The organism is Providencia sp. NPDC089933 (assembly GCF_049545585.1).
Taxonomy (GTDB): Bacteria; Pseudomonadota; Gammaproteobacteria; order Enterobacterales; family Enterobacteriaceae; genus Providencia; species Providencia huashanensis.
On the sequence record NZ_JBMWDT010000023.1, the window covers coordinates 21,449 to 45,627 of the forward strand.

The following is a 24,179-nucleotide window of genomic DNA, read 5'->3' on the forward strand; positions in this document are numbered from 1 at the left end:
GTACTTACTATTTTTTATTGAGCTTCTTTAACATTGCCTCAGCAACGACTGGGGGCAAGAAAGAAGAAATATCACCATCATGAAGTGCAACATCCTTTATTAAAGATGAAGAAACAAAGGATAAACTTTGTGATGGTAATAAAAATACGGTTTCTAAATCCGGCACAAAGTGGCGGTTCATATTTGCCAGTTGCCACTCATACTCAAAATCGGCGACCGAGCGAACACCTCGAATAAGAATATTGGCCCCATTCTTTTGTGCAAAATTTGCCATTAGTTCAGAAAAACCAACGACTTCTACATTATTAAGATGAGAAGTGACTTCTTTAGCAAGAGCAACACGTTCATCAAGTGAGAACATTGGGTTCTTTCGTTGGCTATTAGCAATAGCGAGTAGGACATGGTCAAACATTGCTGCTGCACGAGTAACAATATCAACATGTCCAGATGTAACCGGGTCAAACGTACCAGGGTAAATAGCCTTGTGTTTCATGGCGATAGTATCTCTTTGTTTGCTATTACTTATTCTAAAAAACAGCATGAATAAGCGTTGATAGTAATTAACATTATCGGCTATCTGGCATGGTTGCAACTGTAGATAGTGGTCTGTTATCATTTTTAGGTGCATATTCTGCACACTTTTATTTGAGCTTTATGCTAAGATAGCGCCAATTTTGGTAAGTGAATCAGAACGAATGTTATTGCTGCGTTTATATCAGGTACTTCTTTATCTTATCCAGCCATTTATATGGGTTCGCCTATTGCTGCGCAGCCGTAAAGCGCCTGCGTATCGTAAACGGTGGGGCGAGCGCTATGGTTTTTGCGCGGGGAAAGTAAGGCCTCAAGGTATTTTGCTCCATTCAGTCTCTGTTGGGGAGACTCTCGCGGCGGTTCCTCTCGTTCGCGCACTTCGCCATCACTATCCCTCATTACCAATTACTGTGACGACGATGACGCCAACTGGCTCTGAGCGTGTACTTTCTGCTTTTGGTGATGATGTTGACCACGTTTACTTGCCTTATGACCTTCCCGGTTCAATGCGCCGTTTTCTTAAACAAGTAGACCCTAAACTTGTGATTATCATGGAAACTGAGTTATGGCCAAACATGATAAATCAGCTCCATAAACGTAAAATTCCTTTGGTTATTGCCAATGCACGGTTATCTGAGCGTTCCGCTCGGGGGTATCAAAAGCTCGGCAATTTTGTAAAACGGATGCTGCGTAATGTCACGATAGTTGCTGCCCAGCACCAGGAGGATGGCGAGCGCTTTGTTCAACTTGGGTTAAGGCGAATGCAACTGAATGTGACGGGGAGCTTAAAGTTCGATATTTCTGTGACACCTGAATTGGCTGTTAGGGCAATAACATTGCGTAGGCAATGGGCTGCTCACCGCCCTGTTTGGATTGCTACGAGTACACACGAAGGTGAAGAAGCAATTGTATTAGAAACACATCAAAAATTGTTAGCCCGCTTTCCTGACTTACTATTAATTCTGGTTCCTCGTCATCCTGAACGTTTTGCCAAAGCAGAGGAACTCACTCAAAAAGCAGGTTTAACATTTATTCGCCGTAGTGCCAATACTGTCCCAACATCTGATATACAAGTGGTTATTGGCGATACGATGGGGGAGTTAATGCTGCTATACGGTATTGCGGATATTGCATTTGTCGGGGGAAGTTTAGTTGAAACAGGGGGGCATAACCCTCTTGAAGCCGCTGCTCATGCTTTACCTGTTTTAATGGGGCCTCATACGTTCAATTTCAAAGATATCTGTGGGAAATTAAAACAAGCAGATGGTTTAATTACGGTAACAGATAGTGAATCGATGGTTCAAGCAGTGACCAGTTTGCTTTCTGATGAAGATTACCGGTTATATTATGGTCGACATGCTGCAGAAGTGCTGCATGAAAATCAAGGGGCCTTACAGCGCCTCTTGAAATTACTGCAACCTTATTTGCCTCCGAAAGAACAATAGTCGTCAATAAAGTCTTTTCTCGAGTAGAAACTTGAACATTACAGCAATAAACTGTGAATATTTCATGGCATACCTTAGTATTATTCCTAAACTATAGTAGACTGCACCGTTTATTATTGAGCCGTTCTAGTTTGGTTTATTGCACTTGAAGTCGCACCCAAATGGAATGTTGAAATTTTTTCTTATCTTTTAAGACTATATGCCTGCTATCAATCAATCAATATCAAATAAATATGTCTATCTATGGGTTATAGGCTACGCTATCGCTTGGATCTTAGCGAGTTTCTATTTTGACCCAACGGTACCTTATGACACTGTAGAAGCAGTGAATTGGGGAATGAATGGCGAATGGGGCTCCCCTAAAAACCCATGGTTTGTTGGGGTATTGATGTGGCCTGCAATTTATTTAGGGATATCATATAGCTTCTATTGGTATTTTATCCATTTTGCGGGTATTGCATTTGGTTTGCTTGGTGTGTGGAAACTCGCTTTTCATTTAACAGGGCGTCGTGACCTAGCTTGGTTTGCGATGCTGATGTTAAATTTATCAGGTGTAATTAATTTCGATATCATTCCATATAATGATAACTATATTTTAGTGACTTTATGGCCATGGACTATTTACTTCTTTCTACGCGCTGTAGATGACAACCCTGCATGGTGGCTACCTTTTGCCTTGTTTGCAGGGTTGGCCACGATGGGGAAATACTCAACTTTAGCTTTAGTTGGCTCTGTTTTCTTGTTAACACTATTTGTAAAGCAGGTTCGCCAAAGTTATCGCCACCCCGTTTTTTATCTCGCAATTGCCCTTTGGTTTGGGCTGGTATTACCGAATTTCTTTTGGTTAATGGCGAGTGATTTTTCTGCGTTTAAATGGGTTGATTCGCAAATTGACCCTGGTTTCAATTTGCATACAACTCAAGCTGCGCTTAGTGTTTTTTACCCACTAATCATTGCTGCTGTGATCGTTTATCGTGGTGGCGGTAAGTTAGGCTGGCCGAAACCTATTGCCAATAGAATGGCTAATTTTATTATCTTATTTCCACTTATTGTGATTTATGGCTGGTTTTCATTCCATGATGGCGGTCGGATCACCGAATGGTTACAACCATTTATGGCCGTTTGCGCACCGTTATTTGTTGGTTCGATCACGGTGCTGCCGAAAAAACCCTTTAAAAAATCATTAGTGGGCTTTGCCGTTTTTGGTGCTTTAGTGTTAGTCGGGTATATCACGGTGCAAGCGGCAAACATCCGTGGAGCAGGGCAAAAATTTATTGGTGTCAAAGACCTGATTGCAGAAGGTGAGCAACGTTGGTATCAGCGATATGGTACGCCAGTTAAATATGTTGGTGGGGAAGATAACCAGTATCAATGGTTTATCATTTACGCAAAAGATAGGCCGCATGTGATCCAACCTTGGTCGATGGAAAAACATATGCCACCAAATGTATATAATCGTGATATTACCGAAGCGGAAATTCGCCAGCATGGTGCATTGCTACTCGGCAAAAAATATGATGATTGTGCCCATGAGAATTTTGCTAAAGTACGTAAGTTTTGGCCGCAATTTACGATAGAAAAAGAAGATGTGATTTACCGTTCTGAACCGGATGCCGCACCTGAAACCATGTGCTTTGGGTTTATTGCGCCGGAGAAATAGATGAAACCCGCCTTGTAGAGACAAGGTGGTTTTTTGAATTAAATAATATATTATTTAATTCTTCTTAGTAAGATCTCTAGGCGTGTTAAGTAATTAACTTTTGAGCCTTTATTAAATAATCTAAATACTTTAAACCACTCCATATGACCGAGATAGTTTAATTTAAATAAACTAGGTTTTTGACTAGCACAAATTAAAAACACGCCTTGGTCATCATCAATAACACCAGATTGTATTAATTTTTTCTGTATTTGAAAAACAAGCTGGTAAAATTCAATCCACTTTTCTTTGGTGGCAACAATCACACCACCAATAATATAGGTTTCATTGTTGATGACTTTGTCCATTACAGCTTGTTCATTTTGCAAATCCAAATCTTTTTTTATAGAAAAAAGATGAACTTTACTACGATCAAATGGATGAGCCCACTTAACTAATCCATATCGTGTTTTTTCTCTACGGATGTAACCAAAATCGACCCATGCAATGAGTTCCTGGCCCGAGAGTCCGGACTTAATGGCTTTATGAATAAAATAAGGTTTCAAATTGTTAATTAATACATATTCGGCAGACCAATATTCAGGATTTTGTAATTGTTCTATCTTTATAAGACTTTTAAATGAATAACTGTGCTGAATAGAAGATATTTTTTCTATTATATATTTAAATTTTTGATGTAGATTAATAGTAATTATATGAGTAGGTTTACCCTCTCTAAGTTTAAGGACTTTATCTTTTAAATCTGGGGAGGTAAAAACAATGATTTTATTATCAAGTTTAGCCAATCGTTGAAAGTGTTCAAAGTAAGTATCTGCGGTTCTTTCTAATCTATCGGAGCGACCACTCTTGGCATTCCAATTTCCTCTACCGATGTCAAAAAATGCCGTTATGATTGTAATTGAATTATTCATTATAATTAATGTCTGGTATTGAGTAGACGAAAAAAGATTGCCTACGTAAATGATGCGGTAAAAAGATTAAAAGGCTTGAGTAGCTAAGATACCTTTCTATAGAAAATGTTTCAACTGTTCATAAGTGTAGATAGCATTTATATCCTCAATATGGTTATTCGGAGATTTAATCGTATGCTGCCCTTGCCCATATCCCCCAATCAACCCTGGGTCAGTGGGCCCAAACAGGGTGAAATTGGGTTTATCAAGCGCAGCAGTCAAATGGCTAAGCCCAGTATCGACAGAAACCACTGCTTTAGCATTAGCAATTTGTTGTGCAACCTCAGCTAAAGTCAGTTTTGGCAATACCTCGACAAAATCAAAGCCTTTCGCTAACCGCTCTGCACGTTGTTGCTCATGAGGCGCACCCCACGGCAGTTTAATTTGAATACCACTATTCGCCATTAAGCTAATGAGTTCTCGCCAGTTTTCTTCTGGCCAGTGTTTATCATCGCGGGTTGTTGAATGCAAAAAGACGACGTAAGGGCTTTGCCCATCTTCAGATGATTGTAAAAAATGGCGTGCAATGGCGTAATCCCCTTGCTGTGTTGGGCAATCATAATTAAGGCTTTTGGCAAACAGTTGGCGGATGCGTTCGACAGCATGTTGTTGTTTACTAATTGCATAACGGTGGTCATAGAACCAACTGGCTAACGGCTCGCGAATACTATGGCGGTCGTACCCATGTTTGTCACCCTTTGCTAAACGGGTGACAAGAAAAGCGCTCTTTAATAACCCTTGAGCATCAATGATGGCGTCATACTGTGTTGCTTGTAATTTCTTGCGAAATTCTGCGCGTTCGGCCCTGATCGGTGCAGAAAACCAATTTTTTCGCCAGCGGCGAATGGCCACAGGGATCACTTGGTTAACGGCACTGTGCCATGTCGGAATTTGCGCGAAGCCTTCCTCAACGACCCAATCAAATTGGATACCGGGTATGGCTTGTTGTGCATCGGTCAGTGCTGGTAATGAGTGTAAAACATCTCCCATTGAAGATGTCTTGACTAATAATACTCTCATTATTCAATACCTATATTTAACCGAGCTAACGCATCGATAACTAATTGAGGTTGGATATCAATCAAACTTTGGTGATAACCACTTTCACCGTCACCTTTACGCACTTTGTGATACCCCGTAATTAGGCGGATCACTTCTGCTTTATCTGATAATGGCGGGGTGAAATCAGGGCTACTTGGGCCATATAAGGCGACAAGAGGTTTACCTAGCGCTGCTGCGACATGCATCAAACCAGAGTCATTACTGACAACGGCAGTACAGGCATCGATCAGATTCACAGCTTGTTCTAAAGATGTTTTTCCTGAAAAATTATGGCAATGTAATTTCGCATCATCAGTCAGCTCTAAACGAATGGCTTCACCGGCTTCGTGGTCTTTTTGTGAACCAAATAGCAGCACCTGATAGCCTTTTTCGCTAATTAATGTTTGAGCGAGAGAAGCGTAGTGATAGTGTGGCCAACGTTTGGCTGGCCCGAACTCTGCACCAGGGCAAAAACCAATAATAGGGCGAGAACCATCAACCCCAAAAGTTTGCAGGGTTTCAGTGACTTCTTGCGGCACAGTCACCAGTTTAGGCGGTAAAATTGGTGCCGGAATATCGGAAGCTGATTGAATAGTTTGCTTATCATAAGCTAGAGCAACATATCGCTGCACCATTAAAGGAAAAGCGTCTTTATTTAGTGGGCGAATATCATTGAGTAGGCCATAGCGCATTTCTCCCCGCCACCCGGTTCTTTTGGGGATTCTTGCAAAGAAAGGCACAAATGCAGACTTCAAAGAATTGGGTAACACAATAGCTTGATCATAGCCATTTGCTTGCAAACTTTTGCCTAATCGACGACGTTCACCAATTTCAAGTGCCCCATGGCCTAGCGGCATAGGAATTGCGTTACTGACTTCGGGCATTTTGGCAAGTAAAGGGCGACACCATTGTGGCGCCATCACATCAATCTGCGCATGGGGCTGTAACGCCTTTATTGTGCGATAAAGGCTCTGTGACATCATCATATCCCCTACCCAAGAAGGGCCGATCACCAATATTTTCATAAATAATAATTACGCGTCTTTATTTAGCCATTGCATATATTCAGCAACACCTTCTGCAACCGTCTTAAATGGTGCAGTATAGCCGGCGGCACGTAGCTTAGTGAGGTCAGCTTGTGTGAAGCTTTGGTAGCGGCCTTTTAATTTTTCAGGGAATTCAATATATTCGATAGCGACATTTTTATCTTTGTGGAATTCAGTGACTGCATCAGCAACGGCTTGGAAAGATTCCGCTCGCCCTGTACCGCAGTTAAAAATACCTGAAACATTATTTTCCCAGAACCACAAGTTAACCGCGGCTACATCACCGACATAAATAAAGTCACGACGGAAACCATCGCTACCTTCGAACAGTTTTGGACTTTGCCCTTCATTAATTTGCTTATTTAGGTGATAAGCAACGCTTGCCATGCTGCCTTTATGGTTTTCATTTGGCCCATAGACGTTGAAATAACGGAAGCCACAGACTTGCGAACCCGCTTCAGGCAAAATTTCGCGAACGTATTGGTCAAACTGGAATTTTGAATAGCCATATACATTCAACGGTTTTTCAAATTGGCGCTCTTCGATAAAATTATCGCTACGGCCGCCATATGTCGCCGCTGATGAGGCGTATAAGAAGGGAATTTCCCGCTCTAAACAGTAGTGTAGTAACTCTTTAGAATATTGATAGTTATTATCCATCATATATTTGCCATCCCACTCAGTGGTTGATGAGCAAGCACCTTCATGGAATACCGCGTCCACATCGCCGAAATCATCACCGGCAATGATACTAACAATAAAATCTTCTTTGTCTGCGTAATCGGCAATATCAAGGTCAACAAGGTTGGCAAATTTAGTGCCATCTTTCAGATTATCGACTACTAGGATATCTGTGCGGCCAATTGCGTTTAGAGCTCTAATAATATTGCTGCCAATAAAGCCAGCTCCACCAGTGACTATGATCATTGGATATACCTCAAATGGGTTAAAAAAATAGAATAACAATGGGTGACTATAATAACACCTCTTTCCATCGACAGCAGTATTGTTAATAGAGATTTGAACTAATGTGTTAATCAGAACAAGGCCATTATCGTGATCTTGCCTACAAACTTCACTTATTTGTGCTGTGAATGTCGCTACCAACAGAGACTATTATTAAACTCTATTAATAGTCATTATACAGGAACAAATCATGTCAGATAAATTTTACCAGCAGATCCAAGACCAATTGGTGCAAATTGAAGCGGATGGGTTATTTAAAAATGAACGCATCATTACCACTTCACAAGATGCTGACATTGAAATTATCGGCGGCCAGCGAGTGATTAACTTTTGCGCAAATAACTACCTTGGGCTGGCGAACCATCCTGCATTGATTGAGGCGGCAAAGCAAGGAATGGATAGCCATGGTTTTGGAATGGCTTCTGTACGGTTTATTTGTGGTACCCAAGACAGCCATAAGGTTCTCGAACACAAGCTCGCTGACTTTCTTGGTATGGAAGATGCTATTTTGTATTCTTCTTGTTTTGACGCAAACGGTGGGTTATTTGAAACATTACTAGGGCCTGAAGATGCAATTATTTCAGATGCATTAAATCATGCTTCAATTATTGATGGTGTCAGGCTAAGTAAAGCAAAACGTTACCGTTATAGTAATAACAACATGGCCGAGTTAAAAACACGTCTTGAAGAAGCGAAAAGCGCGGGGGCTCGGCATATTCTAATTGCCACAGATGGCGTATTTTCGATGGACGGTGTCATCGCTGACCTTCAGTCAATTTGCGACCTTGCTGATGAATATCAAGCTTTAGTCATGGTTGATGATTCTCACGCAGTCGGCTTTGTGGGGGAAAATGGCCGTGGTAGCCATGAGTACTGCAATGTCATGGGGCGCGTCGATATTATTACAGGAACATTAGGAAAAGCACTGGGGGGAGCCTCTGGTGGGTATACCGCTGCGAGAAAAGAGGTCGTTGAATGGTTACGTCAGCGTTCTCGCCCGTATTTATTTTCCAATTCCCTTGCGCCAGCCATTGTTGCTGCATCCATTAAAGTCATCGATATGATGAGTGAAGGGCAACATTTACGTGAGAAGTTATGGAATAACGCCATGTTATTTAGGGAGAAAATGACATTGGCTGGTTTTACGCTCGCGGGGGCTGATCACGCAATTATCCCCGTTATGTTAGGGGATGCGAAGTTAGCCCAAGTATTCGCCAAAGAGCTTCTTAATGAAGGTATTTATGTTACCGGCTTTTTCTATCCTGTTGTGCCGCAAGGCCAAGCTAGGATACGTACCCAAATGTCTGCAGCACATAGTAAGGAGGATATTTTACACGCCGTTGAAGCATTCACCCGCATAGGTAAAAAACTAAACATAATCAAATAATAAGGCCGTCTATGAAAGCACTGTCCAAATTAAAAGCAGAGCCAGGTATATGGATGACAGATGTTCCTAAACCGGAACTCGGGCACAATGATGTGATGATAAAAATTCGTAAAACCGCTATTTGTGGTACGGATGTCCATATCTATAACTGGGATGAATGGTCGCAAAAAACGATCCCTGTCCCTATGGTGGTCGGTCATGAATATATAGGGGAAATTGTTGCCATTGGGCAGGAAGTGAAAGGTTTTAATATTGGTGACCGGGTCTCTGGTGAGGGGCATATTACCTGTGGTCATTGCCGAAACTGTCGTGGTGGCCGTACCCATCTTTGCCGTAATACTATAGGCGTGGGGGTCAACCGTACTGGCTGCTTTGCTGAATATCTAGTCATCCCCGCATTCAATGCCTTTAAAATTCCCGATAATATCCCTGATGAAATTGCCGCTATTTTTGACCCTTTTGGCAATGCAGTTCATACCGCACTATCCTTTGATTTGGTTGGGGAAGATGTTCTGGTTTCAGGCGCAGGCCCTATCGGTATTATGGCTGCCGCAGTTTGCCGACACGTTGGTGCCCGCCATGTTGTGATCACAGATGTTAATGACTATCGTCTTGAATTAGCGAAAAAAATGGGGGTGTCACGAGCGGTCAATGTCAGTCGTGAAAATTTAAAAGATGTAATGAACGAACTTGGTATGAAAGAAGGCTTTGATGTCGCATTAGAGGTTTCAGGCGCCCCAGCCGCTTTTCAAACCATGTTAGATACCATGAACCACGGTGGGCGAATTGCATTATTAGGGATCCCCCCAGCTTCGATGGCGACGGATTGGAGCCAAGTCATATTCAAGGGGCTGTTTATTAAAGGGATCTATGGCCGGGAAATGTTCGAAACATGGTACAAAATGGTGACCCTAGTACAATCAGGGTTAGACTTATCACCGATTATTACTCACCAATTTCCGATTGATGAGTTCCAAAAAGGCTTTGATATCATGTGCTCAGGGCAGTCTGGTAAAGTTATATTAAATTGGGATTAACTTTTATAACGTAATGCCCCTTTTCCCCTTCTGCATTATTTCCACGCCAGAAGGGGACTACCACCTGTTGAATAGCTTATGACTTGGGTTGTTTAGTCTTTTAATAAAAGAGGTTGTAAGGCCTTATCGTGATAAATCCCTTCAACTACAAACATAATAAAATCAATTCCTTGTAGTTTATTCTTTGGTGTTTCAAACTCGCAAAGACCTAATTCTGCGGGGGGAGCTTCAACCGTTGTCACCTCTTGTTCGGGCTCGGGTTGTACTTGTACTTCTTCTTCCGGTGTTGCGGATGGCGGAGTGGAAGATTCACTATTTTGTGGTTGCTTCGCTTCTTCCGATAGCATTCTGAGTGATTTTGCAGGTTGTTTATCGGCTGGTTGTGGGCTAAGCAGCGAACTAACCGCAACAAGTTCAATATCCGCAGGGAGCTGTGGAAGGTACTTTTGCAAAGCACGTACTGTGGATGGGTGAGGGTGGCCAATCGCAACGGCACTGCCATGTTTACGTGCATAGGCAACGGCTTTGTTAAGTTGACTGCGGGTTTCTTCTTCCGATTGGTGGTTATCGATAAAAATATGGCGGCGTAAGGTTGGCACACCGTATTCTTTCGCCGCATGTTTCACTTGTGTATTACCAATGGTGACACTATCTAAGAAAAATAAATTCGATTGTGACAGGCTGTGCATGACATTACGCATCCCCGGTAAGCTCGATGTCATCTCGCTACCCATATGATTATTCATACCTTTTGCATAGGGTACCCGTTTAATCGCATTCTTAATGAGTTGGTCAATATCCTCTGCACTCATTGAGGGGGATAATGTATCTTTTTCTAAGGGCTGGTTACTCAATGGCTTCATTGGCATGTGGATTAAAATATCCCGCCCTTGCTGATGGGCCTTTTCTGCCACTTCACGACCGTGTGGAGAGCTTGGTAAGATAGCAATAGTGACCGCGGCTGGTAACGCTAAAATTTGGTTATCTTCTTTGACTCGGTAACCAAAGTCATCAATAACGATAGCCAGTTTTGCAGCACTCACCTGTAGACACACCATTAACAAAGAACATCCAATGAGTAATCTAAAGGGTAAGTACTTCAACATAATTTTATCCTAATCTTTTAAATTTAACGTTTTGCTATCGGCCCAACCAAGGTCGAGGGTTTACGGTTTTACCTTGTCTACGGATTTCAAAGTACAAAGCAGGGCGTTCTTGGCCACCACTACTACCGACTAAGGCAATAGGCTGACCCGCTCGAACTTCTTGGCCAACATTCACTAATGCGCTTTGGTTATATCCATAAAGGCTCATATCACCTTTACCATGTTCAACGACCACAACCAGCCCATAACCTTGTAGCCAGTCGGCCAGTAACACTCTGCCATCTGCAATGGCTTTTACTTGCGTGCCTTCATTTGCAGCAATAACCATACCTTTCCAGCGTAATTCACTAGAGATAACATCACCATAGTTATGCAGTAATGAACCGCGAACTGGCCAAATTGCTTGCCCAGCAGGGCGCCCTAATCCACCTGTTCGAGACATAAGTGAGCGTTCACTTTCTGACGGTTTATAAGTTGAACCTTTTTGTTTTGCTTGGCGTTCTTTTTCTGCTACTTGTGCACGGATACGAGCAGCTTCACGGGCTTCTCGCTCAGCTCTTGCTTTTGCTTCCCGCTCAGCACGTGCAATTTTGTCTCGTAGCCTTGCTTCGTTTTGTTTTAGGACCGCAAGGTTCTTTTGGTCCTCTTTTAATGTGCTTTCGAGCGCATTTAATGTTTTTTGGCGCGAAGCTCGGGCATTATCGAGTTTGCGCTTTTCTTGCTGTTGACGCGCAAGAGTTGTTTTTTGTTCCGCTTGTTTTTTCTGTTCCAGTTGCTTTTGTTCTTGTAGCGTTTGAGTTGTTTCTTCCAGTGCGGCAATGTTTTTTTCACGAGCCTGATTTAAATAACTGTAATAGGCTAAAATGCGCTCTTCACGCTGACCTTCTTCACCTTTAAACATTAAGGTAAGCCCTTGATGCTTCCCTAAGCGAAAGGCTGCATCAAGTTGGTCCGCCAGCAGTTTTTCTTGCTGTTGTTTCTTTATTTGGAGTTGTTTTATATTATTATTTAATGAAACTATTTCTTTATCTAATTGTTTTAATTGGTTTTGTGTTTCATGCAAACTACGGCCAGCAGCCGAAATACTTTGTTCTTGCTGCTTGAGTTGATTAAGCAGTGCCGAGCGCTTAGCTTGCTGTTCTTTAACACTTTTTTCTTTTTCGGCAATATTTTTCAGTAAATCGTGTAATTGCCCTTTATTTTCGGTGATCTGATTGGCAAATACGGTGTGGGTAGGGATGAGAGTAAACAGCCCTAAACCCAATAGAGCAGTAATAGCCTGACGAAGAAATGATGCTTTCATTCGATGATGTATATTGGCCATTGTGATAGTTCACCTCAATTAAGTACGATAACTGATTATTTCATCTGCAAGTTATGGTTTCCAGCACTCTCTAACAAATAGTATTGAAAACATTTACAAATTCGGATTTTTGCCCTGAGATAAAGGTTAATTAAGTTAAATTATATAGTTTTATTATCACTGATTTATTTTGTATAGCTAGTATTCAATCATTTTTTTATTATTGAACCCCTATTTAATCCATCACTTAGACCCGTTTAGCCATGTTTATGTTAAAATGTCAGCGTACAGTTTCGCGATACAAATGTTATTTTCCAGTGGTTCGGTATTAATTTTGCGTGCTTTACCGCAAAAAAAACACCGTAGTTTGTATGAATTGGCTGTAATTAGCTCAACACAAAGGTATACTCTGAACCCTTTGATATTCGTTTTTAACTAACGGGAGTGATTGCCCCTCATGATCCAAGAAATCATGCAATTTGTAAGCCGGAACATGTTATTGAGTCTGGTTTGGATAGCGTTATTAGTTGCTGTGGTCGTAATGACCTTTAAAGGTCTTTTCTCTAAAACGAAAGTGATTGCTCGTTCACAGGCGATTACACTGATTAATAAAGAAGAGGCAGTTGTTGTGGATTTGCGTACTCGTGACGATTTCCGCAAAGGGCATATAATTGATTCTATTAACTTAACACCGTCTGAAATTAAAGATAACAATTTAGGCGAATTAGAAAAACATAAACAGAAACCCGTCATTATTGTTTCTGCGAGTGGTATGGAATCAGCTAAACCTGCTGAGCAACTTGCGCAATACGGTTTTGAAAAAGTTTTTGTCCTAAAAGAAGGGATTGCTGGCTGGGCAGGTGAAAACCTTCCATTAGCTCGTGGTAAGAAGTAGTTACCATATATAATAGTTAATCTTGAGTTGCATGTATTAATATGTAACTTGGGTAGTGCAATGCAGAGAGTCTTCTGTAACTCAAAATGCAATTATTTGGGTTACAGTTAGGCGCAAGTGAAGGTATCCAAGGAGCCTACATCAGTATGTGACTTGGGTAGCGCGATGCAGCGAACACCTTCTGTGGCTTAAGAAACAAGGCTTTCCTTGGGTTATTTTGGGCTACAGGCAGGCAGCAAATGAAGGTATCCAAGCAGCCTACATCAGTATGTGACTTGGGTAGCGCAATGCAGCGAACACCCCTGTAACTCGAAGAATAACAGGGAAAACTCATATGGAAGTTAAAAGGTACTAAACTATGTCAGAACAAAACAACTCAGAAATGGTATTTCAAATTCAACGTATTTATGCAAAAGACGTTTCATTTGAAGCACCTAACGCGCCTCATATTTTTCAACAAGAGTGGCAGCCAGAAATTAAATTGGATTTAGATACATCTTCAAATCAGCTGTCAGAAGGCGTTTATGAAGTTGTTTTACGTGTCACGACCACGGCAACGTTAGGTGAAGAAACCGCATTCCTGTGTGAAGTTCAACAAGCAGGCGTTTTCTCTATCGAAGGTATTGATGGGACTCAAATGGCGCATTGCTTAGGTGCATACTGCCCGAATATCCTGTTCCCATATGCACGTGAAGCGATTACTAGCTTAGTGGGTCGTGGTACATTCCCACAATTGAACTTAGCGCCAGTTAACTTTGATGCACTGTTCATGAACTACTTACAGCAGCAACAAGGTGAACAAGCGCAGAACTCAGAAGCTCAACAGGACGCTTAATGGATACTGCTTCAATGACAGTGATCGGTGCCGGCTCGTACGGCACCGCTTTAGCCATTACGTTGGCGCGTAATGCACATCAGGTCGTGTTATGGGGTCATGACCCAAAACACATTCGTCAATTAGAACAAGATCGTAGCAATCAGGCTTTTTTGCCTGGCGTTTCTTTCCCTGATAGTTTATCTCTCGAAACGGACTTAAAACGTGCCGTTGAGGCGAGCTCGAATATCTTGATAGTCGTCCCTAGCCATGTTTTTGGTGATGTACTAAAACAAATCCAACCTTATTTACGAGCAGATTCGCGTATTATTTGGGCGACGAAAGGCTTAGAAAGGGATACCGGTCGTTTGTTACAAGATGTGGCACGTGAGGTATTAGGCAATGAAATTCCTCTAGCAGTTTTGTCTGGGCCTACCTTTGCAAAAGAGCTAGCAGCAGGCTTGCCAACAGCAATATCGGTGGCGGCAAGTGATAGCCAATTTGGTGATGACCTACAACAACTTTTCCATTGTGGTAAAAGCTTTCGGGTTTATAAAAACCCAGATATGGTTGGGGTGCAACTTGGTGGCGCAGTCAAAAATGTGATTGCTATCGGGGCGGGTATTTCAGATGGCATGGGCTTTGGTGCCAATGCACGGACTGCTTTGATCACCCGTGGCCTTGCTGAAATGAGCCGCTTAGGTGCAGCACTCGGTGCTGACCCTTCAACCTTTATGGGGATGGCAGGGCTTGGCGATTTAGTGTTAACTTGTACTGATAACCAGTCTCGTAACCGCCGTTTTGGTATGATGTTAGGCGATGGCATAACGGTTGAACAGGCAGAAAAAGAGATTGGCCAAGTGGTTGAAGGTTATCGGAATACTAAAGAAGTCCGTGCTCTTGCTGAACGTGCAGGGGTGGAAATGCCAATTACAGAGCAAATCTATCAAATCCTCTATTGCCATAAAAATGTACTAGAGGCGGCGCAAGCATTACTGGGGCGAGCGACCAAAGATGAAATTGCTGATATGCCAAAACTGCATGATTAATAAAAATTAACCGCATTAAGAAGTTACATAATAGGGTAATTATAAAAATAGATAGGTGAGTGATTATGTCGCGTGAAGAATTGGATAGAATTTGGGGCTTCATTAAAGAAGAAGCGAAGTCGCTTGCTGACTGCGAACCACTCTTAGCCAGTTTTTTTAACGCGACATTATTAAAGCATGATAACTTGGGTAGCGCACTTAGCTATATGTTAGCGAATAAACTCAGTTCACCTATCATGCCTGCTCTTGAAGTCCGCGAAATCGTTGAAGAAGCATATCGCAATGACGAAGGCATGATTTTCTCCGCAGCAATGGACTTAGCTGCGGTTCGCCTACGTGACCCTGCCGTTGATAAATATTCCACTCCATTATTGTACCTGAAAGGCTTCCACGCCTTGCAAGCCTATCGCATCGGGAATTGGTTGTGGAAAGAAGGCCGCCAAGCGCTGGCGGTTTACCTGCAAAATCAAATTTCTGTTTCATTTGGTGTCGATATTCATCCCGCAGCTCGTATTGGTTGCGGTATTATGCTTGACCACGCAACAGGCATTGTAATTGGTGAAACGGCTATTGTGGAAAACGATGTATCTATCTTGCAATCGGTTACCCTCGGCGGTACTGGGAAAACCTGTGGCGACCGTCATCCTAAAGTCAGAGAAGGGGTGATGATTGGCGCGGGGGCAAAAATTTTAGGTAATATTGAAATTGGTCGCGGCGCAAAAATTGGTGCGGGTTCGGTTGTTCTTCATCCTGTTCCGCCACATACTACCGTTGCAGGGGTCCCTGCGAAGGTTGTTGGTAAGCCAAGTAGCGAAATGCCGTCCTTAGAAATGGACCAAAACTTTAACGGCAGTATTTATGGTTTTGAAGATGGTGATGGGATTTGAGTTGCGGGAAGGCGTAATAGGTAGTGAGTTGCTCACTATCGTTGTCATTCTTCAACAGTGTATTTTTTAAATACATTTCCCATTTTAAACTGAGTAATCGATTTATTTAAATGTTCGACATTAGCGGGTGAACGTAATAAATAAGTGGTTTCATCGATACGACCTAATGGGGTATTCGTGGATTGCTCAGTTTGTTTAGTAAAAGGCTCTTTCATTAAAATATCTCGCTTATGTTCAGAAAAGTCACCTATCCCTCTAAATAATTCGAGCGGTACATTGCTTGGGTATTGGTGTCAAGCCAACACCCATACTGCTTGAAGTATGGCTAGGGGGGCTAGTCTTTTAGCAACGCCCCTGCATACCCCAGCTGTCTCCATGCTTCAAACACCACAACCGCCACGGAGTTGGATAAATTCATACTGCGGCTATCGGCTAGCATTGGAATACGAATTTTTTGCTCCATTGGCATGTTATCGAGAACATAGGGTGGCAACCCGCGTGTTTCCGGGCCAAACATCAAATAGTCATTTTGTTGGTAACTGACATTACTGTGGCTGGGTTTACCTTTGGTGGTTAAGGCGAAGACGCGAGCACCACTTTCTGACTGGTTATTATCGGGGTTTAGCCCCTCACTTTTTAAGAATGCGTAATAATCATGGTGATGTTTGATATCAGCAAACTCGCTGTAATCCAACCCTGCACGGCGTAGGCGCTTATCATCCCAAGTAAAGCCTAATGGGTGAATAAGGTGTAAATCAAAGCCGGTATTAGCGCAAAGGCGAATGATGTTGCCGGTATTTGGTGGTATTTCTGGTTCGAATAAGACGATGTGTGGCATAACGTTAAGCTGATGTTTGTAATGATGAAATAAATGATGGGTAGAGTTTACGCGCAAATGGGTTTGTTTTCATGTGGAACTTTTATTTGCGGGCTAAAAATTATTTACACTCTAAAAACAAGAAACGAGCCATAAAGGCTCGTTTCTGAATTAACTCGTTGAGGTTAGCTGTTATAACCGTTAGGGTTCATAGATTGCCAACGCCAGCTATCATTCACCATATCTTGAATAGAATATTGTGCTTTCCAGCCTAAATCTTTGAATGCCTTTTCTGGGCTAGACCAACATTCCGCAATATCACCGGGGCGCCTTGCTACAATCTCATATTTAATGGGGTTACCAGCCGCTTTTTCAAAAGCAGTAATAATCTCCAGCACACTTGTGCCAGTTCCTGTACCAAGATTGTAGACATGTAAGCCTGCTTGCTGGCTAACTTTATTCAGTGCGGCAATATGGCCATCAGCCAAATCCATTACATGAATATAGTCACGTACACCAGTACCATCTGGCGTTGGGTAATCATTACCAAATACCATGACTTGTGGGCGGCGACCTACAGCGACTTGGGAAACAAACGGTGCTAAGTTATTTGGAATGCCTTGCGGGTCCTCACCCATTGTTCCGGATGGGTGTGCGCCTACTGGGTTAAAGTAGCGCAGTAATGTCAGTGACCAATCATCTTCCGCAGTATATAAATCCGAAAGGATACGCTCAACCATATACTTACTGGTTCCATATGGGTTGGTGGTGCCACCGACTTTGGAATTTTCTGTTAATGGCACTTCTTCAGGGTCACCATATACGGTTGCAGATGAACTAAAAATCAGGCTTTTAACACCGGCTTTTTTCATGCTTTCCACTAATACCAATGTGCCATTGACGTTAACATCATAGTATTCAATCGGTTTCTGTACTGACTCACCAACCGCTTTTAACCCAGCAAAGTGAATGACAGAATGAATTTTGTGATTAGCAAAAATGGTATCTAATACTTGGCTATCACGCACATCACCTTGGTAAAAGGTTGGTTTAACACCTGTGATAGCTTCAATGCGGTTAAGCACTTCAAGGTTAGCATTATGCAGGTTATCTAAAATAAGCGGCTGCATTCCCTGCTGGATCATTTGTACACAGGTATGGCTACCAATATAGCCAAGACCACCAGTGACTAGGACTTCAATGTTATTTAGCATAATATTATTCATAGTATAATTTATTGTGACTATTTGTAGCGTACGTAAGAGATGATGTCAAAGAATCTTGTGGGAAGCCTTAAGGTTTCTTTGTGTAAATTAAATATAAGGCCTTTTTTGAAAAAATAATTCATTATAGTCAATGATAATATTTCAATAATTAATACACTATAGGACGCACCTTTTAACCCAAAAAAGCTAATCATGGTATATGAGATAGGAACACTTAGTAAAACCATAATAAACATTTTTTTAGATAAAAATGAGTACCCTGAATGACGAACAATAAATCGTGCGGAAACAGTCCCTAAATTTGCAAATATAGTAGAAAAACATAAAATCACTAAAAGTTCACTAGCCATAGCATATGAATTACCAAATAAAAATTGAATAAAATAGCTACCAAAAAAGTAAATAAAAATGAGAACAGTAATAGATATACTCAAAACTATAACGTTTAAGTTAGCAGCAGTATTCACTGCTTTAGATTCTTTTTCTTCACCAAATATAGATGGAAGTGTTGAGTTAATTATTGCGGTTAGTATAAAAACCCAGGCAGTAGATAAAGTCACAGCAACAGAGTAGACTCCTAGGCTATAGTCACTTTCAAGATAAGAAATCATAAATTGGTTTATTCGTGTATAAATAGCAATAGATAAAGTTGAAAAGACAATACTAATCCCTGATAGGAAAATATATTTATTATATTTTGATTTGTCTTTTCTTTTTACCTTACCTATTTTAGGGAATAAATAAAATCGGATAGATAGTGGTATGAGTGTAACAACTATTATTGGGATAGTTAAGTATATTGGGTCAAGTTTATTATGTGCAATAATAAACTGAAGTGTGAGGCCTATACTTAATCCAATTATATTTGCAATAGTATTTATTTTTGATTTTAATATCGCATTGTTATAGATTGAATAAACATCAATGGAAGAAAAATAACAAGCAATACAAATGGCTATAGAAAATATAAGTGTTATGCTATTTTTATATGAATAGAAGTAGTATAATGTTGGTATAGATATTGAAAAGTAAATTATAGTTCTTATTAAAAATGTGGACTTAATTAATCTTATTCCAGACTCTTCCTTCTTAGATACTCGTTTGAAGATTATATTATCGTTACCTAGCTGGGCTATAATTTGTATGATCTGAAATGTTGCAGTAGCTAGAGCTATTATTCCAAAGACGGATGGTCCAACATACTTCGCGACATATGATGTGACAAAAAATAACCCAATGATAGCAATAGACTTTTCTGAAATCATCCATGCTGCATTTTTTAAAATTTGAGTATTCAAAGGTATCATCCAATAAAAAACCAACGTTTAATACGTTGGTTTTTTTATTATATTAATATTCGTAATGGTAGTTATAATCGTCAGACCTTGCATCAATACCGTTAAGGATCACACCGGTGATTTCGATATCATTTTGCTTAAAGCGTTTCAGTGATAAATCAACATCTTTTACGGTATTTACCCCGTAGAAAGCAATCAATAATGAGGTGCCAACATATTTACCAATAATGGCAGAGTCGGTGATCGCCAAGATTGGGGCGGTATCGATCACCACAATATCGTATTGGTTTTTTACTTTATCGAGCAACTGTTTAAAGCGCTCGCCCATTAATAACTCAGAGGAGTGAGTGACGTTTTTACCACGGCAAATTACATCTAAATTTTCAATTACATTAGAGTGAATGGTGGGTGACTCTAGGTTTGACTGAGATAAATACTCAGATAACCCGGCTTTATTATTTAACCCAAAGGCTTTGTGTAAACGGCCTTTGCGTAAGTCGGTATCCATTAATAACACTTTCTTACCTGCGTTAGCCAGTACCACCGCCATATTGGAGGTAACAAAACTTTTCCCGACACCGGGTGAGGCACTGGTGACCATAACTAGGTTGTTACCTTGGTTCATCACCGAAAAATACACACTGGTGCGTAAGGAACGGATTGCTTCTACTGCGGTATCTGCTGGGTTTTCTATTGCCAATGGGCTCTTGTTGCCAGCCTCAATCAGTTTTTTCTCATGAGTAGAGAAAGGAATGGTGGCATAGACATTAATCCCAAGCGCATCGATATCTTCGGTGCTTTTAATTTTGTTATTAAAGAACTCGCGGGCTATCACATATGCACAACCGATAATAAAGCCAAGGATAGTGGCTAGGGCAACAATCAGTGATTTTTTCGGAGCTATAGGTTTTGGTTGTGATTCAGCGGAGTCGATAATACGCACATCCGCAGTGATACCGGAGTTTAATACGCTGAGTTCTTGTTGTTTAGCCACCAACTGAGTGTAAATAGCTTGCTCAGACTCAACATCACGGGTTAAACGCACTATTTCTTGTTGGGTATTCGGCAATTTTTGAATGTTTTTACTGATCTTTTCTTTTTCCCGTAACAGTTGTTGGCGTTTATCAAGTAATGACTGATAAGCGGGGTGGTTACGGGTATACAGTTGCTGGATCTCAACTTCTTTAAAGGTTAGTTCATTGAGTTTTTCTTCTACCTGCAATGCGCTATCTAGGGCAGATTTAGCCTCTAAGGAGAGGTCAATAGACTCATTCTTTTTGCGAAATGTATTAAGCTGGTTTTCGTAGTTATCTAATTTCTTTTTAATGGTCGGTAAGTAGCCTTCTAAGAACACTAAGGTGTTATTAGTGACTTCTTTTTTACGTTCAGTATTCTGGTCGACATAGTTTTGGATAACACTATTGAGGATTTTAACATTTTCGGTTTTATCTGCCCCTTTAATCGCTAAGCTGATAATCCCTGTCCCTTTTCCCACTTCAGCAATGGTTAAGGTATTACGTAAGTCTTCAATCGTCGAGTAGCGGGCATTTTTAACTAAAGTAAATTCCTCGCCAGTTTCTGCAGTAAAGCTTGAGATCAATAAGCTAATCTCACCTTGTTGTAGCACTTCCCCCACTTTGCCTTGCAATACTTGCCCATCAATATTTAAGGAGTATTGGCCATCCCCCAAATAGGTTAATGTAAATGGCTGATCAATCAGGTTTTCAGGTAACTGAAATAGGGCAATATCAACAGGTGCAACTTCACCCAGCAACTTATTGAGGAAGCCTTCAGGGGCGGCTTGAGTATCTAAGTTTAGGTCTGAAACGGTTTTACCCAACACCATGCGTGATTTAATCACTTCAATCTCTGAATCCACTTGGTTGTTGCTGTTTCCAAATGGCATAACATCACTCATTTGGTCAAGTAATGATACTTGGCCTAGTTTATCGTATTGTAGCGTAGCATTAGCCTGATATATCGGGGTGGCTAGTAGGCTATAGGCTATGGCAATGGCTGCAAAAATAACAGTAAAAAACCCAATTTTAATGGTATTGGATTTCAAAACTTTAAACAGAGCGAGCAGATCGATTTCATCTGAGGCAGGTGAGCTATTTTTTGTTGTGTTCATAATAGGTTAAATGTTTAGTCATCCAATAAATAAAATTAAATTTTTCCTTGCCAAGCAATCGCGGCTTTTTCCATTAACTGATAAACATGTTCAAACATTTCATCACTGCGTTTATGGGGGTCAGGGATCTCGGTTTTATTAATCCACTGGCCAAACAACATCACTTTGCCACGGGTTTCAGGAAACAGTTGGTGGATTTTAGCAATATGGTCATTTTCCATCACTAGGATTAAGTCGGTTTTTTTACATAATTCGCTAGTTAAACGACGGGACTGATGGTTTTCCAAAGAAAGGCTATGTTGCTGTGCAATGCGGATGGCACTGTCATACGCGGGTCTATCATTTTTAGCGATAATGCCCGCGGAATGGACGGTTTTTTCGGGAAAATACTGTTGTAATAAACGCTCTCCCGTAGGAGAGCGACAAATATTTCCCATACAAACAACTAGGATATGGTTAAACATAGCTATTACCAATCGTGAATACGTTTAGTGCCTTCTGTTAATTGATTATAAGAGGCAATAGTTGGTAATAACTGGGTGATTAGACGGTTCCAACGTACTACAGGTGCCGCAGTGACATACACTAAATCATAAGGTTGTAATTTAAATTCGGTACCCATTACGAGTGAGGTGGCATCGGATAAATCTAACTGATATACCGCCGCCATTTTTTTCGGTAATAACGCTTCGAGTTCTTTATCTTCTGCTGGCTGCTTTTTGATTGGGCGGATAACAAATACACCTGTTGCATTAGCGGTATTTTGGTCAATACCACTCGCTTTGCTTAAGGCTTCAGTAATACTCATACCTGCGCGGTCGATGGTAAGGGTAGTTGGTTGGCCGACTTCACCCATTACAAACACTTTCTGGCTATCATTACGCGGCACATACAGTACATCACCTGATAACATTAAATGGTTTTGGGTTAAATCCCCATATTGCACAAGGGATTGAAGTGAAATTCGAGTTTCTTTGCCATTACGCGTTAAAACTACATTATCCCAATCGGCTTTTTCGGTTAAACCACCCGCATTATTAAAGGCTTCTAAAATAGTCAGCGGTACGTTAGTAATTGGCAAAGTACCTGGTTTTGCCACTTCGCCTGATACATACATTTTCTGCGAGCGGAAGGCAGCAATGCTGACATCCACTTGTGGGGATTCAATATAGGTGGCCAAACGGCTACTAATTAAGGTACGGATTTCTGTTACGGTTTTACCGATGACCTTCACTTTACCAATATATGGGTAGTAGATGGTGCCATCTGAATGTACCCAGTTACCCGAGTCTTGCGCACTACGGTAAGAACCCGCAGGGATGGTCAGTTCAGGGTGGTCCCAAACCGTAATGGTTAATACATCACCCGCTCCCACACGGTATTCATAGTTAGTGATTTGCTTTTCTAACTGAGAATTTGGTTTAGCAATAATTGGAGCGGTGTACATATCATCCAAGAGTTTTGGTGAAATGGGGTAGATATCCACCAATTTGGTAATATCACGGTCACCGGTATCAACCACATTTTTGCCTGAGGTCGACATATAGGCACCGGGGGTGATGGTGCAGCCCGTTAATGCTGTTAGCATCAGTACAGTAACAGAAAGGCGCTTCATAAATTTTTTAGATCCCTTTTCGTAAGTGATTATCTCAAATGTTTATATGCTAATGCCATTATTTTTGGGGGGAGTAGATGGAAGAAGTAACGACTGTATATTAAAAACATATTTTTAAAACTAAACTTGTTGAGAAGAAACATATAACCCAGCCGCAATGAAACTTCACTTTTAGCTTTAGAAAGACCAGAACGTCGATTCATTGTATTTTGTTCAAGCCGATAGCGTAACAAAACATCAGGTAGATTATGAAATTTATAGTTTTTATAAAGTAGCTCTAGCCAGAAGGCCATGTCTTCCGTGAAGCAAGTATGGGTAGGGTAGCGATTACCTTGTTCAAATATTTTTTTTCTAAACATCACAGAAGGGTGAATGAATGGACAACGAGTTATACTAAAGTTCTCTAACTCAGAGTGATGCGATGGTAACCTTTTTTCTGTAAGGGCATAAGCTGTGCCAAATTCCTCACATGCAGTACCTACAATATCTATTGTAGGATTTGACTCCATGAAATCCCTCTGTTTTTTAAGGCGCGAGGGTAATGAAATATCGTCACTATCCATACGAGCTATATATTTAATATGTGGATAAGTAAGAGTTTTTTCAATCAAGGAGTTAAGAGCAAACGATAATCCTTTATTATTAACCGAATATGTTAAATTTATAATGTTTTGTTTATATAGAGACTGAAGATAATCAAATTCTTGCTGAGGGATTTCTCCATCTATATATACTAGTATTAGGGGAGTAATACCCTCCTGTGCGGAAATACTATCAATAGCTTCCTGAATATACTCTAGTTTATCGTTTTTATAAACGCTCATAATTATGGCGATATTATCGTTTAAAGACATAAACTCTTACTCTATGGTATCTAAAAATATCTAATCATTACCAAACAAGTCGCGGGTATAGACTTTACTCGCGACATCTTCCAGCTCAGGCACCATACGGTTGGCTAAAATAATGTCGCAT

24 protein-coding genes are annotated in these 24,179 nt (G+C 41.0%); 8 read left to right on the plus strand and 16 right to left on the minus strand.

Going from position 1 to position 24,179, the window contains the following annotated elements; genetic code table 11:
* Positions 1–7: 7 nt before the first annotated feature.
* On the minus strand, positions 8–493 hold the full coding sequence (gene coaD, locus ACPEH5_RS21585) for a pantetheine-phosphate adenylyltransferase (RefSeq protein ID WP_042846826.1): 486 nt from the start codon (positions 491–493) through the stop codon (positions 8–10).
* A 202-nt stretch (positions 494–695) separates the two neighbouring features.
* Between coaD and waaA the strand changes: the two genes are divergently transcribed.
* Both waaA and ACPEH5_RS21595 read left to right on the plus strand, forming a co-directional pair.
* Positions 696–1,976: a lipid IV(A) 3-deoxy-D-manno-octulosonic acid transferase gene (gene waaA / locus ACPEH5_RS21590; protein ID WP_042846726.1), complete on the plus strand. Its 1,281-nt coding sequence runs from the start codon at positions 696–698 to the stop codon at positions 1,974–1,976.
* Positions 1,977–2,175: 199 nt separating this feature from the next.
* Positions 2,176–3,636: a glycosyltransferase family 39 protein gene (locus ACPEH5_RS21595; RefSeq protein ID WP_129467275.1), complete on the plus strand. Its 1,461-nt coding sequence runs from the start codon at positions 2,176–2,178 to the stop codon at positions 3,634–3,636.
* Positions 3,637–3,686: 50 nt separating this feature from the next.
* Here the strand turns inward: ACPEH5_RS21595 and yibB are convergent, their stop codons facing one another.
* From yibB to rfaD, 4 genes are all read right to left on the minus strand, one after another.
* On the minus strand, positions 3,687–4,547 hold the full coding sequence (gene yibB / locus ACPEH5_RS21600; RefSeq protein WP_166686668.1) for a protein YibB: 861 nt from the start codon (positions 4,545–4,547) through the stop codon (positions 3,687–3,689).
* 96 nt (positions 4,548–4,643) lie between these two features.
* Entirely contained in the window at positions 4,644–5,606 is a 963-nt protein-coding gene (gene rfaC / locus ACPEH5_RS21605; protein ID WP_166686667.1) for a lipopolysaccharide heptosyltransferase RfaC, read from the minus strand.
* On the minus strand, positions 5,606–6,652 hold the full coding sequence (gene rfaF, locus ACPEH5_RS21610) for an ADP-heptose--LPS heptosyltransferase RfaF (RefSeq protein WP_166686666.1): 1,047 nt from the start codon (positions 6,650–6,652) through the stop codon (positions 5,606–5,608). Before rfaF ends, rfaC begins: the two co-directional genes overlap by 1 nt.
* A 9-nt stretch (positions 6,653–6,661) precedes the next feature.
* Entirely contained in the window at positions 6,662–7,600 is a 939-nt protein-coding gene (gene rfaD / locus ACPEH5_RS21615) for an ADP-glyceromanno-heptose 6-epimerase (protein ID WP_042846722.1), read from the minus strand.
* Positions 7,601–7,829: 229 nt separating this feature from the next.
* On the opposite strand from rfaD, the gene ACPEH5_RS21620 reads away from it, so the two are divergent.
* The gene (locus ACPEH5_RS21620) at positions 7,830–9,026 is read left to right on the plus strand and encodes a glycine C-acetyltransferase (RefSeq protein ID WP_042846721.1); all 1,197 of its coding nucleotides are present in this window, start codon (positions 7,830–7,832) and stop codon (positions 9,024–9,026) included.
* Positions 9,027–9,037: 11 nt separating this feature from the next.
* Complete coding sequence (tdh, locus tag ACPEH5_RS21625) at positions 9,038–10,063, plus strand: L-threonine 3-dehydrogenase (RefSeq protein ID WP_281111346.1); 1,026 nt, start codon at positions 9,038–9,040, stop codon at positions 10,061–10,063.
* Positions 10,064–10,155: 92 nt separating this feature from the next.
* Here tdh and ACPEH5_RS21630 read toward each other — a convergent pair whose 3' ends face one another.
* Together ACPEH5_RS21630 and envC are read right to left on the minus strand one after the other, a co-directional pair.
* Complete coding sequence (locus tag ACPEH5_RS21630) at positions 10,156–11,121, minus strand: divergent polysaccharide deacetylase family protein (RefSeq protein WP_281111347.1); 966 nt, start codon at positions 11,119–11,121, stop codon at positions 10,156–10,158.
* Positions 11,122–11,203: 82 nt separating this feature from the next.
* The gene (gene envC / locus ACPEH5_RS21635) at positions 11,204–12,493 is read right to left on the minus strand and encodes a murein hydrolase activator EnvC (RefSeq protein ID WP_042846717.1); all 1,290 of its coding nucleotides are present in this window, start codon (positions 12,491–12,493) and stop codon (positions 11,204–11,206) included.
* Positions 12,494–12,929: 436 nt separating this feature from the next.
* On the opposite strand from envC, the gene ACPEH5_RS21640 reads away from it, so the two are divergent.
* The 4 genes from ACPEH5_RS21640 (at position 12,930) to cysE (ending at position 16,117) form a co-directional block, all read left to right on the plus strand.
* The gene (locus ACPEH5_RS21640; protein ID WP_042846716.1) at positions 12,930–13,367 is read left to right on the plus strand and encodes a rhodanese-like domain-containing protein; all 438 of its coding nucleotides are present in this window, start codon (positions 12,930–12,932) and stop codon (positions 13,365–13,367) included.
* A 358-nt stretch (positions 13,368–13,725) separates the two neighbouring features.
* Positions 13,726–14,202 carry a protein-export chaperone SecB gene (secB, locus tag ACPEH5_RS21645; RefSeq protein WP_042846715.1) on the plus strand — a complete coding sequence of 159 codons (477 nt, stop codon included), beginning with the start codon at positions 13,726–13,728 and terminating at the stop codon, positions 14,200–14,202.
* Complete coding sequence (gene gpsA / locus ACPEH5_RS21650; RefSeq protein WP_042846714.1) at positions 14,202–15,230, plus strand: NAD(P)H-dependent glycerol-3-phosphate dehydrogenase; 1,029 nt, start codon at positions 14,202–14,204, stop codon at positions 15,228–15,230. Before secB ends, gpsA begins: the two co-directional genes overlap by 1 nt.
* A 65-nt stretch (positions 15,231–15,295) precedes the next feature.
* Positions 15,296–16,117, plus strand: coding sequence for a serine O-acetyltransferase (cysE, locus tag ACPEH5_RS21655; RefSeq protein ID WP_042846713.1), 822 nt, complete (start codon positions 15,296–15,298; stop codon positions 16,115–16,117).
* Between the two features lie 44 nt (positions 16,118–16,161).
* On the opposite strand, the gene ACPEH5_RS21660 is transcribed toward cysE, so the two are convergent.
* From ACPEH5_RS21660 to ACPEH5_RS21700, 9 genes are all read right to left on the minus strand, one after another.
* Positions 16,162–16,332 (minus strand): hypothetical protein, encoded by a 171-nt coding sequence (locus ACPEH5_RS21660; protein WP_166686663.1) that lies wholly within the window; start codon positions 16,330–16,332, stop codon positions 16,162–16,164.
* Between the two features lie 119 nt (positions 16,333–16,451).
* Positions 16,452–16,955, minus strand: a complete 504-nt coding sequence (gene trmL / locus ACPEH5_RS21665; RefSeq protein ID WP_042846710.1) for a tRNA (uridine(34)/cytosine(34)/5-carboxymethylaminomethyluridine(34)-2'-O)-methyltransferase TrmL — start codon at positions 16,953–16,955, stop codon at positions 16,452–16,454.
* A 164-nt stretch (positions 16,956–17,119) separates the two neighbouring features.
* A complete protein-coding gene (galE, locus tag ACPEH5_RS21670) occupies positions 17,120–18,148 on the minus strand; it encodes a UDP-glucose 4-epimerase GalE (protein WP_240133606.1) in 1,029 nt (342 codons plus the stop codon).
* Positions 18,149–18,177: 29 nt separating this feature from the next.
* Complete coding sequence (locus ACPEH5_RS21675) at positions 18,178–19,458, minus strand: oligosaccharide flippase family protein (RefSeq protein ID WP_240133607.1); 1,281 nt, start codon at positions 19,456–19,458, stop codon at positions 18,178–18,180.
* 52 nt (positions 19,459–19,510) lie between these two features.
* Positions 19,511–21,589, minus strand: coding sequence for a polysaccharide biosynthesis tyrosine autokinase (locus ACPEH5_RS21680; RefSeq protein WP_240133608.1), 2,079 nt, complete (start codon positions 21,587–21,589; stop codon positions 19,511–19,513).
* Between the two features lie 35 nt (positions 21,590–21,624).
* Positions 21,625–22,053: a protein-tyrosine-phosphatase gene (locus tag ACPEH5_RS21685; RefSeq protein ID WP_048605720.1), complete on the minus strand. Its 429-nt coding sequence runs from the start codon at positions 22,051–22,053 to the stop codon at positions 21,625–21,627.
* Between the two features lie 5 nt (positions 22,054–22,058).
* Positions 22,059–23,204 (minus strand): polysaccharide export protein, encoded by a 1,146-nt coding sequence (locus ACPEH5_RS21690; RefSeq protein WP_144140368.1) that lies wholly within the window; start codon positions 23,202–23,204, stop codon positions 22,059–22,061.
* Between the two features lie 29 nt (positions 23,205–23,233).
* A complete protein-coding gene (locus ACPEH5_RS21695) occupies positions 23,234–24,058 on the minus strand; it encodes a glycosyltransferase (RefSeq protein WP_144140370.1) in 825 nt (274 codons plus the stop codon).
* A gap of 30 nt (positions 24,059–24,088) precedes the next feature.
* The coding region (locus ACPEH5_RS21700; RefSeq protein ID WP_240133609.1) for a hypothetical protein at positions 24,089–24,179 on the minus strand (91 nt) is incomplete at its 5' end.